Source organism: Flexivirga lutea (genome assembly GCF_054778955.1).
Window position 1 is genome coordinate 106,893 of sequence record NZ_BAAGZB010000002.1, and the last position, 12,987, is coordinate 119,879.

Annotated in this window: 12 protein-coding genes, 1 tRNA gene and 1 pseudogene; 7 read left to right on the forward strand and 7 right to left on the reverse strand. The window is 67.9% G+C overall.

Going from position 1 to position 12,987, the window contains the following annotated elements; all coding sequences use genetic code 11:
* The first annotated feature begins 10 nt into the window (after positions 1 to 10).
* From ACYVBN_RS06900 to ACYVBN_RS06910, 3 genes are read left to right on the forward strand one after another with little or no spacing between them, the layout of a single operon-like run.
* Complete coding sequence (locus ACYVBN_RS06900; RefSeq protein WP_460599881.1) at positions 11 to 688, forward strand: uracil-DNA glycosylase; 678 nt, start codon at positions 11 to 13, stop codon at positions 686 to 688.
* Complete coding sequence (locus ACYVBN_RS06905) at positions 685 to 1,500, forward strand: SGNH/GDSL hydrolase family protein (protein WP_460599882.1); 816 nt, start codon at positions 685 to 687, stop codon at positions 1,498 to 1,500. Before ACYVBN_RS06900 ends, ACYVBN_RS06905 begins: the two co-directional genes overlap by 4 nt.
* Positions 1,493 to 2,545: an SIS domain-containing protein gene (locus ACYVBN_RS06910; RefSeq protein ID WP_460599883.1), complete on the forward strand. Its 1,053-nt coding sequence runs from the start codon at positions 1,493 to 1,495 to the stop codon at positions 2,543 to 2,545. Before ACYVBN_RS06905 ends, ACYVBN_RS06910 begins: the two co-directional genes overlap by 8 nt.
* A 20-nt stretch (positions 2,546 to 2,565) precedes the next feature.
* Here the strand turns inward: ACYVBN_RS06910 and ACYVBN_RS06915 are convergent, their stop codons facing one another.
* The 3 genes from ACYVBN_RS06915 to ACYVBN_RS06925 all read right to left on the reverse strand — a co-directional run bounded on the left by ACYVBN_RS06915 (position 2,566) and on the right by ACYVBN_RS06925 (position 6,693).
* Positions 2,566 to 3,633: a threonine aldolase family protein gene (locus ACYVBN_RS06915; RefSeq protein WP_460599884.1), complete on the reverse strand. Its 1,068-nt coding sequence runs from the start codon at positions 3,631 to 3,633 to the stop codon at positions 2,566 to 2,568.
* The gene (locus tag ACYVBN_RS06920; RefSeq protein WP_460599885.1) at positions 3,630 to 4,331 is read right to left on the reverse strand and encodes an SDR family oxidoreductase; all 702 of its coding nucleotides are present in this window, start codon (positions 4,329 to 4,331) and stop codon (positions 3,630 to 3,632) included. Before ACYVBN_RS06920 ends, ACYVBN_RS06915 begins: the two co-directional genes overlap by 4 nt.
* Positions 4,332 to 4,566: 235 nt before the next feature.
* The gene (locus ACYVBN_RS06925) at positions 4,567 to 6,693 is read right to left on the reverse strand and encodes a DUF6421 family protein (RefSeq protein WP_460599886.1); all 2,127 of its coding nucleotides are present in this window, start codon (positions 6,691 to 6,693) and stop codon (positions 4,567 to 4,569) included.
* A 120-nt stretch (positions 6,694 to 6,813) separates the two neighbouring features.
* Here ACYVBN_RS06925 and ACYVBN_RS06930 point away from each other — a divergent pair, with 120 nt between their 5' ends.
* Together ACYVBN_RS06930 and ACYVBN_RS06935 are read left to right on the forward strand one after the other, a co-directional pair.
* Entirely contained in the window at positions 6,814 to 7,989 is a 1,176-nt protein-coding gene (locus ACYVBN_RS06930) for an acyl-CoA dehydrogenase family protein (protein ID WP_460599887.1), read from the forward strand.
* Positions 7,986 to 8,750, forward strand: a complete 765-nt coding sequence (locus ACYVBN_RS06935) for a Rossmann-fold NAD(P)-binding domain-containing protein (RefSeq protein WP_460599888.1) — start codon at positions 7,986 to 7,988, stop codon at positions 8,748 to 8,750. The genes ACYVBN_RS06930 and ACYVBN_RS06935 overlap by 4 nt, the downstream gene beginning before the upstream one ends.
* Positions 8,751 to 8,920: 170 nt before the next feature.
* Here ACYVBN_RS06935 and mgrA read toward each other — a convergent pair whose 3' ends face one another.
* A complete protein-coding gene (mgrA, locus tag ACYVBN_RS06940; protein WP_460600824.1) occupies positions 8,921 to 9,958 on the reverse strand; it encodes an aldo-keto reductase family protein in 1,038 nt (345 codons plus the stop codon).
* A gap of 112 nt (positions 9,959 to 10,070) precedes the next feature.
* Here mgrA and ACYVBN_RS06945 point away from each other — a divergent pair.
* Positions 10,071 to 10,146: transfer RNA gene (locus ACYVBN_RS06945), tRNA-Thr, on the forward strand.
* A gap of 61 nt (positions 10,147 to 10,207) precedes the next feature.
* Here ACYVBN_RS06945 and ACYVBN_RS06950 read toward each other — a convergent pair.
* The 3 genes and pseudogenes from ACYVBN_RS06950 to ACYVBN_RS06960 all read right to left on the reverse strand — a co-directional run.
* Positions 10,208 to 10,435 carry a DUF427 domain-containing protein gene (locus tag ACYVBN_RS06950; RefSeq protein WP_460600825.1) on the reverse strand — a complete coding sequence of 76 codons (228 nt, stop codon included), beginning with the start codon at positions 10,433 to 10,435 and terminating at the stop codon, positions 10,208 to 10,210.
* A 278-nt stretch (positions 10,436 to 10,713) separates the two neighbouring features.
* Positions 10,714 to 11,187 (reverse strand): hypothetical protein, encoded by a 474-nt coding sequence (locus ACYVBN_RS06955; protein ID WP_460599889.1) that lies wholly within the window; start codon positions 11,185 to 11,187, stop codon positions 10,714 to 10,716.
* A gap of 43 nt (positions 11,188 to 11,230) precedes the next feature.
* Positions 11,231 to 11,542, reverse strand: a pseudogene (locus tag ACYVBN_RS06960) (integrase core domain-containing protein); the annotation flags it as partial.
* Positions 11,543 to 11,585: 43 nt separating this feature from the next.
* Here ACYVBN_RS06960 and ACYVBN_RS06965 point away from each other — a divergent pair.
* A complete protein-coding gene (locus ACYVBN_RS06965) occupies positions 11,586 to 12,983 on the forward strand; it encodes an IS30 family transposase (RefSeq protein WP_460599890.1) in 1,398 nt (465 codons plus the stop codon).
* Positions 12,984 to 12,987 lie beyond the last annotated feature (4 nt).

The following is a 12,987-nucleotide window of genomic DNA, read 5'->3' on the forward strand; positions in this document are numbered from 1 at the left end:
AGTTGTCGTCATGACGGTGCTCCCCCTCGGACAACTCGTGCATCCGTCCTGGCTCCCGGTGTTGCAACCGGTCGCCGACACGGTGACGTCGTGCGGTGATTTCCTGCGCTCGGAGCTGGCGTCCGGGCACGGCTATCTGCCCAGCGGCGACAAGGTGCTGCGCGCCTTCGAGCGTCCGCTGGACGAGGTACGCGTGCTCATCGTCGGCCAGGACCCGTACCCGACCCCGGGGCACGCGGTCGGTTTGTCGTTCGCGGTGGCGCCGGAGGTGTCACCGATCCCCCGCAGCCTGCAGAACATCTTCCAGGAGCTGACCCACGACGTCGGTTGCGCGCGGCCGACCACCGGGGACCTGTCGCCGTGGGCCGACCGCGGTGTGCTGCTGCTCAACAGGGTGCTCACGGTGCGGCCCGGCAGTCCGGCGAGTCATCGCGGCAAGGGCTGGGAACACGTGACGGCGGCGGCCATCAACGGCCTGGTCGCGCGCGGCGGCCCGCTGGTGGCGATCCTGTGGGGACGCGACGCACGCGGGCTGGCACCGCACCTCGGCGCGGTGCCCCATGTCACCAGCCCACATCCGTCGCCGCTGTCGGCACATTCGGGCTTCTTCGGGTCCCGCCCGTTCAGCCGGGCCAACAAGCTGTTGGTGGAACAAGGCGCCGAGCCCATCGACTGGAGTCTGCCGTGAACGCCGGGCCGCGCCACTGGCAGCGCTACGTCGCCATCGGCGACTCGTTCACCGAGGGGATGGTCGACCCCTCACCCACCGACGACGACGCGTATGTCGGCTGGGCCGACCGGCTCGCGGCCGTGCTCGCCGCGGAGAACGCCGCTGCGGGTATGCCGTTCGGCTACGCCAACCTGGCGATCCGGGGAAAGCTGCTGGCCGACGTGACCGGCCCGCAGACCGATGCCGCACTGGCGCTCCGACCGGACCTGGTCAGCATCGTCGCCGGCGGCAACGACTGCCTGCGTCCGCACGCGGACCTCGACGCGCTGGCCGACGAACTCGAGGCGACGGTCGCGCGGATCCGGGACGCCGGCGCCGACGTGCTGATGGCCACCAGTTGCGATCCGACCTGGGCACCGGTGCTGAAGGTGATCGGCCGCCGGGTCGCCATACACACCGCGAACGTCTGGGGCATCGCCCAACGTCACGGCGCGTACGTCCTGGACACCTGGACGTTGCGCTCGCTGCGCGACGTGCGCATGTGGGCACCGGACCGGCTGCACCTGTCGACCCTCGGCCACCAGCGCGTCGCCGAACAGGCCGCCTGGACCCTCGGTCTGCGGGACGGTGCCCGGGACTGGACCGTGCCGTTGCCGCCCGCACCCGCCCTGACCCGCCGGAAGGCCGCGCAGGGACACGCCGCGTGGGCGCGCACGCACCTCGTGCCTTGGGTGGAGCGCCGCCTCAAGCACGTCAGCTCCGGCGACGACCGCACCGCGAAACGTCCACAGCTGCAACCCGTCACGGCAGGAGCCGACGTCCATGAATGATCAGCTGACCGACCAACGTGGTGCGCTGATGGCAGCCGAGATCGCCGAGCAGCCGGCGATGCTGCAACGCATCCTGGCCGCGCAGCACGATGCGCTGGGGCCGGTGGTGCAACGGTTGCGCGCCCACGACCCGCACACCGTTCTCCTCGTCGCGCGCGGCACGTCGGACCACGCCGCGCTCTACGCCAAATACCTGGTCGAGACCCGGCTCGGCCTGCCGGCCGGGTTGGTGTCGACGTCGGCATACACCATCTACCGGGAGTCGCCACGCCTCGACGGTGTCGCCTGGATCGCGGTGAGTCAGTCCGGTGGCTCACCGGATCTGGCCGACTCCACCCGTGCCGCCCGGGCGGCGGGCGCGCTCACGATCAGCCTGACCAACACCGCGTCGTCGGTCCTCCAGGACGCTGCGGAGATCGCGGTGCACCTGGACGCCGGCGAGGAGAAGGCGGTGGCGGCCACCAAGACGTACACCGCGAGCCTGTTGTGGCTCTGGCTGCTGGTCGAGACGTGGGTTGGTGGAGACGTCGCCGCCGCCGCGCCGCTGCCGGGGTGGGTGTCCGAATCACTCGACATACCAGCGGTGCTCGACGTCGCATCGCGGTATCGATTCGTCGACAAGCTGGTCACGACCTCCCGCGGGTTCGGCTACCCGACCGCCCGGGAGGCCGCGCTGAAGGTGATGGAGACCTGCTATCTGTCGGGTCACGCCTTCTCCGGCGCGGACCTGATGCACGGGCCGCTGGCGATGATCGACGAAGACCGTCCCGTCGTCGCCGTCGTGCCCGAGGGACGCGGCGGCACCGCACTGCAGCCGGTGCTCACCTCACTGCGCGACCGTGGGGCCGACGTGTGCGTCGTCGGGCCGGCCGGCGTGGCACCGGAGTCGGCGCCGCGCATCACGCTGCCCTCCGGTATGCCGGAGCAACTCGCACCGATCGCCCAGATCGTCCCGTTGCAGCAACTGGCCCGGTTGATGGCCCTGTCCCGGGGCTACGACCCCGACCATCCGCGCGGTCTGCACAAGGTCACCGAGACCCACTGACGCCGCCGGCCGCGGAGCAATCAGTGCAGTTCCGCGCGGATCGCCGCGATGAAGGCGTCGACGTCGGACTCGGTCGTGTCGAAGGAGCACATCCAGCGCACCTGGCCGGTGGCCTCGTCCCAGAAGTAGAAGCGGAACTTCTCCATCAGTCGTTGCGACACCTCGACCGGCAGGATCGGGAAGACGCCGTTGGCCTGCACCGGCAGCGGCACCGTCAGTCCCGGCAGGTCACGCACACCCTCGACCAGACGTTGGGCCATGGCGTTGGCGTGACCGGCGTTGCGCAGGTAGAGGTCGCCGGACAGCAGCGCGATGAGCTGGGCGGAGATGAAGCGCATCTTCGAGGCGAGTTGCATCGACTGCTTGCGCAGGAACTTCATCCCGTCGACGACATCGGCGTTGAGCACCAGCACCGCCTCGCCGACGAGCAGGCCGTTCTTGGTGCCCCCGAACGAGACGATGTCGACGCCGGTGTCGGTGATCATCTCCCGAAACGAAACACCAAGGCTGGCAGCGGCATTCGACAACCGGGAGCCGTCGACGTGCAGCACCATGTCGTGGGCGTGGGCGTGCTCGGCGATCGCGCGGATCTCCGGGGCGGTGTATGCCGTCCCCAGTTCGGTGGTCTGGGTGATGGACACGACGCGCGGCTGGGCGTGGTGCTCGTCGCCGCGGCCCAGCGAGACCGTGGCGATCAGCTCGGGCGTGAGTTTGCCGTCGGGCGTCGGCACGACCATCAGCTTGAGGCCGCCCATCCGCTCCGGCGCGGCGCACTCGTCGACGTGGATGTGCGCCGTGCTGGTGCAGATCACCGCTTCCCAGCGCTCGGTCACCGCCTGCAGCGCAACCACGTTGGCCCCCGTGCCGTTGAAGACCGGGAACGCCTCCACGCCGGGCCCGAAGTGCTCGGCGAAGACCTCCTGCAACCGATCGGTGTAGACGTCCTCGCCGTAGGAGACCTGGTGGCCCCCGTTCGCTCGGACGATCGCGGCGAGGATCTCCGGGTGGACCCCGGAGTAGTTGTCGCTGGCGAAGCCGCGCTGGGTCGGGTCGTGCAACGGCGCGGGGAAACTGTCGGGAGCGTTCACCGGGTAATCGTCTCAATCAGGCCGTTGACCTCGTCGGCAGGGCGGTCGTAGAGCGCGACCAGCCAGTCGGCGATGTCAGCGACCGGCGTGAACTTCCGGTAACCCTCGGGCTTCTCGGCCTGCATCTGCGGTGTCACCAATGCCATGATCCGGCCGATGGCGGCTGCGGCCTGCGACTCCTTGTAGGAGTCGGCCACGGCCCGCAGCCACATCTCCGCGCCGGCCTTCGCCGTCAGGTATGCCGCATTGGTCGCACGCGGCTTGTCCAGCCCGGTCGAGGAGATGATCGCGATCCGACCGTGCGGTGACCGCAGGATCGGGTCGTGCAGGGCCCGGGTGACGTGCTGGAGGGTCCGGATCAGGCTGGCGTGCAACACGTCCCAGTCGGCGAGGTCGCTCTCGACGATGCCCTTGCCACCGCGCCAGCCGCCGACCAGGTGCATCAGGCCGTCGATCCGCCCGTGCTCGGCCAGCAGTGTCTGCGCCCAGTCGTGGGTCGCCTGCTCGTCGGTCAGGTCGACCACCGACGGCACGATGTGTTGCGGGTCGAGCGCGACGACCTCGGCAAGCCGGTCGGCGTCGCGGCCTGCAGCGACGACCGTCGCACCGGCCGCGGCGAACGCCGCGGACGTGGGACGACCCTGGTCGCCCGCCGCGCCGGTGACGACAACGACGGAATCGGTCAACTCAATGTTCACTGTGGTCCTTCACATCCGGGGTCCCCGCGAAGGATTCGACGGAGCGCAACGGGGGGAAACTTCGTGGGGTGGGGCGGATTTGGCCAGGTCGGCGATCAGGCCACTCCCCTTCGATCGAGAGGACCCGAACCGGCACGAACGGCCCCCAAATTCGGGCAGAATTGCGGGTCCCGTGGATGGGTTCGGGGTCCTCTCGGTCCAGTGCCCGGGACGGTTCCACGGCCGCGTGGGGTCATCACGCCGCAATGATCGGGTCCGGGCTGGACGCGGTGATGCCCGAGGTCGACTCGATGACACTCTTCATCTTCTTGGCCAGCGCCTCGTAGAACACGTTGAGCGGGAACTCGTCGTCGAGCGCCAGGTCGTTGAGGGCCTTGGTCTTGGTGCCGTCGAACGGCAACGCGTCGGCGCCCTTGGCCCAGGTCGAACCGGGGTTGGGCACGACATACGTGGCGACGAACTCGTGCGACGCCAGCCAGTGCCCGACACGTGACCGGTCGATGCCGCTGCGGTAGAGCGTCTCCACCTCGTCGCACAGCTGCACGACGACCTCCGGCACCCGCCGCCAGTCGAAGGACAGCTTGTTGTCGGTCCAGTGCAGCGCGTCGTGCTTGTGCAGGTAGCCGAACATCAGCTGACCGCCCAGCCCGTCGTAGTTGCGGTGCCGGTCACCGGTGATCGGGAAGCGGAACAACCGGTCGAAAAGGATTGCCAGCTGGACGAATCGGGCGTAGGGCTGCCCCTCGTCCTCCAGCTTGACCGCCTGCCGGAAGGTGTTGAGGTCGCACCGCAGCTCCTCCAGGGCGTACATCCAGAAGGGCATCCGCTGCTTGATCATGAAGGGGTCGAACGGCAGGTCGCCATGGCTGTGCGTGCGGTCGTGGATCATGTCCCACATCGCGAAGGTCGACTGCACCAGCTCCTGTGAGGCGACCAGCCGCTCGGCGTCCGGCGGCAGCTGCAGGGAGAGCAGCTCGGCCGCCGCCGACACGACGCGACGGAAGCGGGCGCCTTCGCGGTCGCAGAAGATCGCACCCCAGCTGAACTTCGGAACCTCGCGGACCGCAACGGTTTCCGGGAAGAGCACCGCAGAGTTGGTGTCGTAACCCGGCGTGAAGTCGATGAAGTTGACCGCCAGGAACATCTTGTTGTCGTAGGTCTGTTCCAGCTCGGCCAGCCAGTCGGGCCACTGCACCGAGATCAGCAGCGCCTCGAAGACGCGGTCGAGGTTGCCGTTCTGGGTGTACATCGGGAAGACGACCAGGTGCTCGATGCCGTCCTCGCGACACAGATCCGGGCGGAACTTCATCAGCGAGTCGAGGAAGTCAGGTTCGGCGAAGCCACCGTCGACCCACTTCGCCAGGTCCAGCGGAAGTTGGGCCAGGTAGTCCGCGTCGTGCGGGAATCGCGGTGCCAGCGCCGCGATCTCGGTCCTCATGGTCTGCACGAGCTCGGCGGCACGCGCTTGCTTGGCGGTGTCCTCGATGGAGCCGTCCTTGCCCTGCATCTCGCGCAGCTCGCAGACGGCCTCCTTGAGGGACAGCCACTCCGGGCTGCGGTCGACGCCGGAGCCGATGGAGCTGATCGTCCCGGCCGGCTTGCGTGCGGCGCTGGCCCAGGTGACCAGGTTGGACCAGAAGCGGCGGTGGTCCAGCTCGTCGATCGAGTCGTCACCGACGAGATCAGAGTCGGCGAGCACCACGACACGGCCGGCACCGTGCTCGAGGGCGACGGCCAGCGGCTGGCGAGCCGGGTATGCCGATCCGCTGGTGCGTGCGAGGACCTGAGCCTGCGGCGCCCCCGAGACGTCGATGACGCCGGCCCGGTAGAAACACAGCTCGTCGACACCGGCCAGCAGGCCCTGCCCGAGACCGCCCTCGACCTGCGCGAGGACCCAGGTGGCATTGTCGTGGAAGCGGCGGCCGCCCTCGGCCGACTCGTGCACGGTGGTGCTGGTCACGTGCAGTCCGAAGCGGGCGAGCAGCTCGTTGAGGTTGTTGCCGTAGACGTCCTGGTCGCACTCGGCCAGGACCACGAGGCCGCCACCCTGCTCGACGAAGTCGACGATCGTGTCGAGCTCGGCAGGCTCCAGCACCGGGGGCAGGTCGCCGGTGGTCTTCTCCGCTCCCCGGGCGGCCGGGTGGTCGATGACGAGGACGTCGGCGCCGGACAGCGCCGCGGAGTCGAGGTGACCGGATTCGTGGCCGACGACGTCGAAGCCGCGGCCGCGCAGCGTGTCGGCAGCCTTCTCCAGGGACGAGTCCGCCGGGTTGGCGGGGTTCATCGTGGCGGCGGTTGCGCGGGTCAGCGCCCAGGCGCTGCTGTGGGCCTGCTCCACGATCACCTTCGGGAAGACGCTCATTTCAGTCACATCCTTCGTCATCGATAGAAGATTTTGTTGTTGCTTTCATCGTAGACCGTAAAACTTGCAGCTTCCAACCCGCCTGCCGCATCGAATGTGACGCGCATTACGCTCCCAGACATGCCGGTCGAACGCATCCTTCCCACGGCAGATGCGGCGGACCTGATCGAGCTCACCCGCGAGATCGCCGCACGCGAACTGACCCCACACGTCGACGAGGCGGAACGCACCGCCACACCGCCGCGCGATAGCTTCCGCACGCTCGGGCGCGCCGGACTGCTGTCGCTGCCCTACCCCGAGGAGTTCGGCGGCGGCGCCCAGCCCTACGAGGTCTATCTGCAGGTGATCGAGGAGCTCGCGATCGCCTGGATGAGCGTCGCGATCGGGGTGTCCGTGCACTCGCTGACGGCATACCCGGTCGACCGCTTCGCCACCGACGACCAACGCGCGGCGCTGCTGCCCGACATCCTGGGCGGCGAAACCCTGGGCGGCTACTGCCTGTCCGAACGCGAAGCAGGATCGGACATCGCGTCGATGCGCACCCGGGCGGCACTCGCCGATGACGGCAGCGCCACGTTGAGCGGCACCAAGAGCTGGATCTCGCACGCGGCCCACGCCGACTACTACACGACCTTCGCCCGCACCGACGACACCGGCGGCAAGGGCATCTCCTGCTTCGTCGTGCCTGCCGACGCCGAAGGGCTCGGTTTCGGCGCGCCGGAACGGAAGATGGGCCTCGCCGCCGACCCGGTGGCCGAGGTGCACTTCGACAAGGTGGTGGTCGCACCCGACCGGATGATCGGCGAGCGGGGTCAGGGCATGCAGATCGCCCTGGCCGCACTCGACGCCGGACGCCTGGGCATCGCCGCGGCCGCCACCGGTTTGGCGCAGTCCGCCCTGGACCTCGCGGCGTCATACGCCTCGCAACGCCGGCAGTTCGGGCAGCCGATCGGGAGCTTCGAGGGTTTGGCGTTCCTGATCGCCGACATGGAAGCCGCCGTCACGTCCGCGCGCGCGACCTACCTGCACGCGGCGCGGCTGAAGGACGCGGGCCGCGCCTTCTCCAAGCAGGCGGCGGTCGCCAAGCTGGTCGCCACCGACGCCGCGATGCGGGTCACGACCGACGCGGTGCAGGTGCTCGGCGGCGCCGGCTACACCCAGGACTTCCCGGCCGAGCGCTTCCTGCGCGAGGCGAAGGTCACCCAGATCTTCGAGGGCACCAATCAGATCCAACGACTGGTGATCTCGCGGCACGTGCTGCGCGAACTCACCGAAGGAAAGGGTTCCGCACGATGAAGATCGACTCCACCACGGTTGCACTGGTCACCGGTGCCGGCTCCGGCCTCGGTGAGGCCACCGCGCGCAAGCTGTATGCCGACGGCGCATCCGTCGTCATCCTCGACCTGCCGTCGTCCAAGGGTGCGGAGGTGGCCGGATCCCTCGGGGACAGAGCGAAGTTCGTCCCGGCCGATGTGACCGACGAGGAGCAGGTCAAGGCGGCGATCGACGCTGCGGCCGCGCTCGGCACGCTCCGCATCGTCGTCAACTGCGCGGGCGTCGCGACTCCCGGACGGGTCCTCAGCAAGCGTGGTGTGCTGCCGCTGGAGGCGTTCAGCAAGGTCGTGCAGATCAACCTCGTCGGCACCTTCAACGTGCTGCGCCTGGCGGCCGAGCAGATGGTCGGCAACGACCCGGTCGACGGCGACCGCGGCGTCATCACGATGACCGCCTCGATCGCCGCGTATGACGGTCAGATCGGCCAGGCGGCATACGCCTCGTCCAAGGCCGGCATCGTCGGACTGACCCTGAGCGCCGCGCGAGACCTGGCGGACAAGGGAATCCGTGTGGTGACGATCGCCCCGGGCACCTTCGAGACCCCGATGCTTGCGGGACTGCCGAACGACGTGAAGTCGGTGCTCGAGGCGCAGGTGCCGCACCCCTCGCGGCTGGGCCGGCCGGAGGAATACGCCTCGCTCGTCGGGCACATCGTCGACAACCCGATGCTCAACGGCGAGGTCATCCGCCTCGACGGCGCCTTGCGGATGCCGCCGCGCTGAGTCGTCTGACTCCACTCCTCGCAGCGCAGTACCGGCTTCCGCTCGCAAGCTCGCGGTGCACCGGTACTGCGCTGGTCGTCGTCTCGCGGGCGTCCCCTTCTCGTCCACTAACCTGGCCTCGGCCCGTCGCCATGCGGTGGTCGAGGAACGAGCGTCTCGAGGTCCCGCGATCAGCTGTTGGAGGACTTCGCCCAGAGGTTGATGCCCGATTCGACGGCGTGCCGGTCGATCTTCTTCAGTTCGTCGTCGCTGAACTTCAGGTTGCTCAGCGCACCGAGGTTGTCGTCGAGCTGCTCGACGCTGGAGGCACCGACCAGCACCGACGTGACCCGCTTGTCACGCAGCACCCAGGACAGCGCGAGCTGCGCCAGCGTCTGACCACGCTTCTTGGCGATCCGATTGAGCGCCTGCAAGTGTTTGACGGTCTCCTCGGTGAGCAGTTTCGGGTCGAGCGACTTGCCCTGCGTCGCGCGCGAACCCTCCGGGACACCCTTGAGGTACTTCGACGTCAACATGCCCTGCGCCAGCGGCGAGAAGGCGATGCAGCCGATGCCGTTCACAGCCAGCACATCGAGCAGGTCGTCCTCGACCCACCGGTTGAGCATCGAGTATGACGGCTGGTGGATCAGCAGCGGCGTGCCCATCTCGCGCAGGATCTTGACCGCCTCGCGCGTGCGCTCACCGCTGTATGACGAGATCCCGACATACAGCGCCTTGCCCTGACGGACCGCCGTGTCGAGTGCGCCGAGCGTCTCCGCGAGCGGCGTCGTGTCGTCGAAACGGTGGCTGTAGAAGATGTCGACGTAGTCCACGCCCATCCGCTGCAGCGACTGGTCCAGCGACGCGAGAACGTACTTGCGTGAGCCGCCGCCCTGGCCGTACGGCCCCGGCCACATGTCGTAGCCCGCCTTCGTCGACAGGATCAGCTCGTCGCGGTAGCGCTTGAAGTCCTGGGCGAAGATCGTGCCGAAGTTGCGCTCCGCCGAGCCGTAGGGCGGGCCGTAATTGTTGGCCAGGTCGAAGTGGGTGACACCGCGGTCGAAGGCCCGCCGCAGGATCGCGCGTTGCCGGTCCAGCGGCACGTCGTCGCCGAAGTTGTGCCACAGCCCCAGCGACAGGGCGGGCAGGTCCAATCCGCTTGTCCCACAACGCCGATAGGTCATCGAGTTGTAGCGGCTGCGGTCTGCTTGGTATTCGTCTGCATGCATCGTCACGTCATACAGTCTGGCAGCACCCCGCCACGGGCCACGCTGGATTCGTGCGATGGCCCGGCCCATGGGTAGCATTGGGCCGCTCGCCGGGCGCACGCCCGGCAAGCATGCCGGTGTAGCTCAGTTGGTAGAGCGCTTCACTTGTAATGAAGATGTCGCGGGTTCGACTCCTGTCACCGGCTCCAGCAATAGCCCGCAGCGGGCTCCCGTGCTACGTCGACGACGTTGGCGCGCGCCACCCTCCGCTCAGTGACCGACGACCGGCGGTCCCGCCGGGTACACGCGCACGCTCCCAGCAAATGCGACGTGGTCCTTGATCTTCCGAGCCAGGGGCGAAGGATGCAGGTAGATCCACGCAGCGTTCTTGCTCGTCTCCTCCCCGTTGGAGACGGTGTAATACGATGCCACGCCCTTCCAGGGGCACACCGTTTTCAATCGCGTCCGGGACAAGCAGTCCATGTCGGTGTCGGAGATCGAAAATTGTGATTGCCCTCAAGAAAGACCGTGCGGCAACTGTGGGCGATCACCGTCGACCCCAGACTCGCCGTTACCTCGCCCGTGTCGTTTTCACCCACAGCTGACCTCCAATGTCCCACACCGTCGCGTCGTCGCCAGTATGCCCGCGGAACCCGGTGGACCCGACCCAGGCATCCCGGGTGACTGCTCGGCGCTACGGCGGACCTGAACCGGCGCGGTGTCACTGCGCGACAACGGGTTCGGCGCATCGGTGCCGGACCCGTTCTCCTGCTGGCCTACTGGTGGAACCGCGGACCGTGCTGCTGCCACGCGCTGATCCACGGCCCGGCGAGCAACATCGCGAGGCCGACGCTGCAAACCGCCATACCGGCAAGGACGGCGAAACGGGCCGCCCCACCTGCGACTCGCCGCCGCTCCCGGCCCGCGACGACTTTGGCGGCACGGATCGTGCGGCCGAGCACGTGGATCGTCATCACCGCGAGCCACGCGAAGAACGTGGCCTTGTGCAGGAACAACGCCGTCACTGGCACGCCGAGCAAGGCACTGTGCCGCTCGGCCGGCCCTTGCACTCCGATGAGGATCCCGGTCGCCAGCACGGCCAGGGTGAAGAAGACGACCAACGGGCCGAGGATCCGCATCATCAACTGTGGTGGGCCGGTTCGCCGGTATGCCGTGTCGCCTGCGTAGTACCGCACGATGCGCCACCCCGTGGTACCGACCTTGACCAGCGCCGGTGGAACGAGGAGCAAGCCGACCACGATGTGAATCGCCCCGGAGTGTCGGGAGACTGCCTCAAACGGTCAACTCCACTGGTTGTGGGGCCGTGAATCGAGCGTAGTACGCGGCCTCGAGCTCCGCGGGTGGGATGTCGCCGCAGTACTCGTACAGGCGGCGGTGGTTGAACCAGTCGACCCACTCGGCGGTCGCGTACTCGACGTCGTCGACGCTCTTCCACGGCTTGCGAGGCTTGATCAGCTCGGTCTTGTACAACCCGTTGATCGTCTCTGCAAGAGCGTTGTCGTACGAATCGCCAGTAGTCCCAAACGATCCCGCGACACCCGCTTCAGCGAGGGCTTCGCCGAACCGGATCGACGTGTACTGGGCGAATTCAACCGGTCGTCGCAACACCCTGACGTTGGGAGTGTTGATGGGACGTCCAGCAGGATGGTTGAAGGAGTTGACGGGGCGGAATCCGATGATGTCGCCGGGGCATCCGAGCACGAGGCGTGGGATCGAGCGCGAGTTCTGGCGGCAGATTGCGGCGGGTGCATCGTCCGAGGACGCCGCTGCGTCGGTGGGCGTGTCGCCCGCTGTGGGCAACCGGTGGTTCCGGCACGGTGGCGGCATGCCCACGATCACGCTGACCGAACCCGGCGGCCGGTACCTATCGTTCGCCGAGCGCGAGGAGATCGCACTGCTGAAAGCCCAAGGCAACGGTGTGCGCGAGATCGCGCGTCGACTGGGACGCGACCCGTCGACGATCTCTCGCGAGCTGCGCCGAAATGCGGCCACTCGTGGCGGGAAGCTGGAGTATCGGGCATCGGTCGCGCAGTGGAAAGCCGAACTGATGGCCCGTCGCCCGAAGACCGCGAAACTTGTCACCAACACCGTGTTGCATGACTACGTGCAGAACCGTCTCAACGGCCGAGTAACCGGTCCTGACGGGACGGTCGTTGACGGTCCCGATACGCCGGCTTGGCAGGGGCGGAACAAACCGCACCGTCAGGACCGGAAGTGGTCGACCGCGTGGAGCCCGGAGCAGATCTCGCACCGGCTCCCGATCGAGTTCCCGGATGATGAATCCATGCGGATCAGTCACGAAGCGATCTACCAGTTGCTGTACATCGAAGGCCGCGGAGCGCTCAAGCGTGAACTCGTCGCCGCGTTGCGTACCGGCCGTGCGTTACGTAAACCACGGGCCAGGTCACGCAACAAGCCGCAAGGTCACGTCACTGCCAACGTCGTGATCTCCCAGCGTCCGCCCGAGGCCGCTGATCGGGCTGTTCCGGGGCACTTGGAGGGTGATCTGATCATCGGGACGAATCGTTCCGCGATCGGCACCCTCGTTGAGCGCTCCAGCCGCGCGACCATCCTGGTGCATTTGCCACGGTTGGACGGGTACGGGCAGCAACCCCGCACGAAGCACGGTCCCGCGTTAGCCGGGTACGGTGCCGAGGCCATGGCCGCGGCGTTGACGGCCTCGATCACGCGGATCCCCGAACAGCTGCGCAAGACGATCACCTGGGACCGCGGCAAGGAGTTGTCCGCGCACGCTGCGTTCACCCTCGACACGGGCACGAAAGTGTTCTTCGCTGACCCGCACTCCCCGTGGCAGCGGCCCACGAACGAGAACACCAACGGGTTACTGCGGCAGTACTTCCCGAAGGGCACGGACCTGTCCAGGTGGACCGCACAAGACCTCGAGGCTGTCGCTCACACGCTCAACAACCGGCCCCGGAAAGTCCTCGACTGGAAGACACCCGCTGAGGTCTTCGCCGAGCAGTTACGCTCCATCGAACAAGCCGGTGTTGCGACGACCGGTTGAATCC

Bases quoted from the DNA above. Each gene is read 5' to 3' on its own strand.
- ACYVBN_RS06900 (WP_460599881.1), top strand. From the start codon at position 11: ATGACGGTGCTCCCCCTCGGACAACTCGTGCATCCGTCCTGGCTCCCG.
- ACYVBN_RS06910 (WP_460599883.1), top strand. From the start codon at position 1,493: ATGAATGATCAGCTGACCGACCAACGTGGTGCGCTGATGGCAGCCGAG.
- ACYVBN_RS06925 (WP_460599886.1), bottom strand. From the start codon at position 6,693: ATGAGCGTCTTCCCGAAGGTGATCGTGGAGCAGGCCCACAGCAGCGCC.
- ACYVBN_RS06930 (WP_460599887.1), top strand. From the start codon at position 6,814: ATGCCGGTCGAACGCATCCTTCCCACGGCAGATGCGGCGGACCTGATC.
- ACYVBN_RS06935 (WP_460599888.1), top strand. From the start codon at position 7,986: ATGAAGATCGACTCCACCACGGTTGCACTGGTCACCGGTGCCGGCTCC.
- mgrA (WP_460600824.1), bottom strand. From the start codon at position 9,958: ATGCATGCAGACGAATACCAAGCAGACCGCAGCCGCTACAACTCGATG.
- ACYVBN_RS06965 (WP_460599890.1), top strand. From the start codon at position 11,586: ATGGGACGTCCAGCAGGATGGTTGAAGGAGTTGACGGGGCGGAATCCG.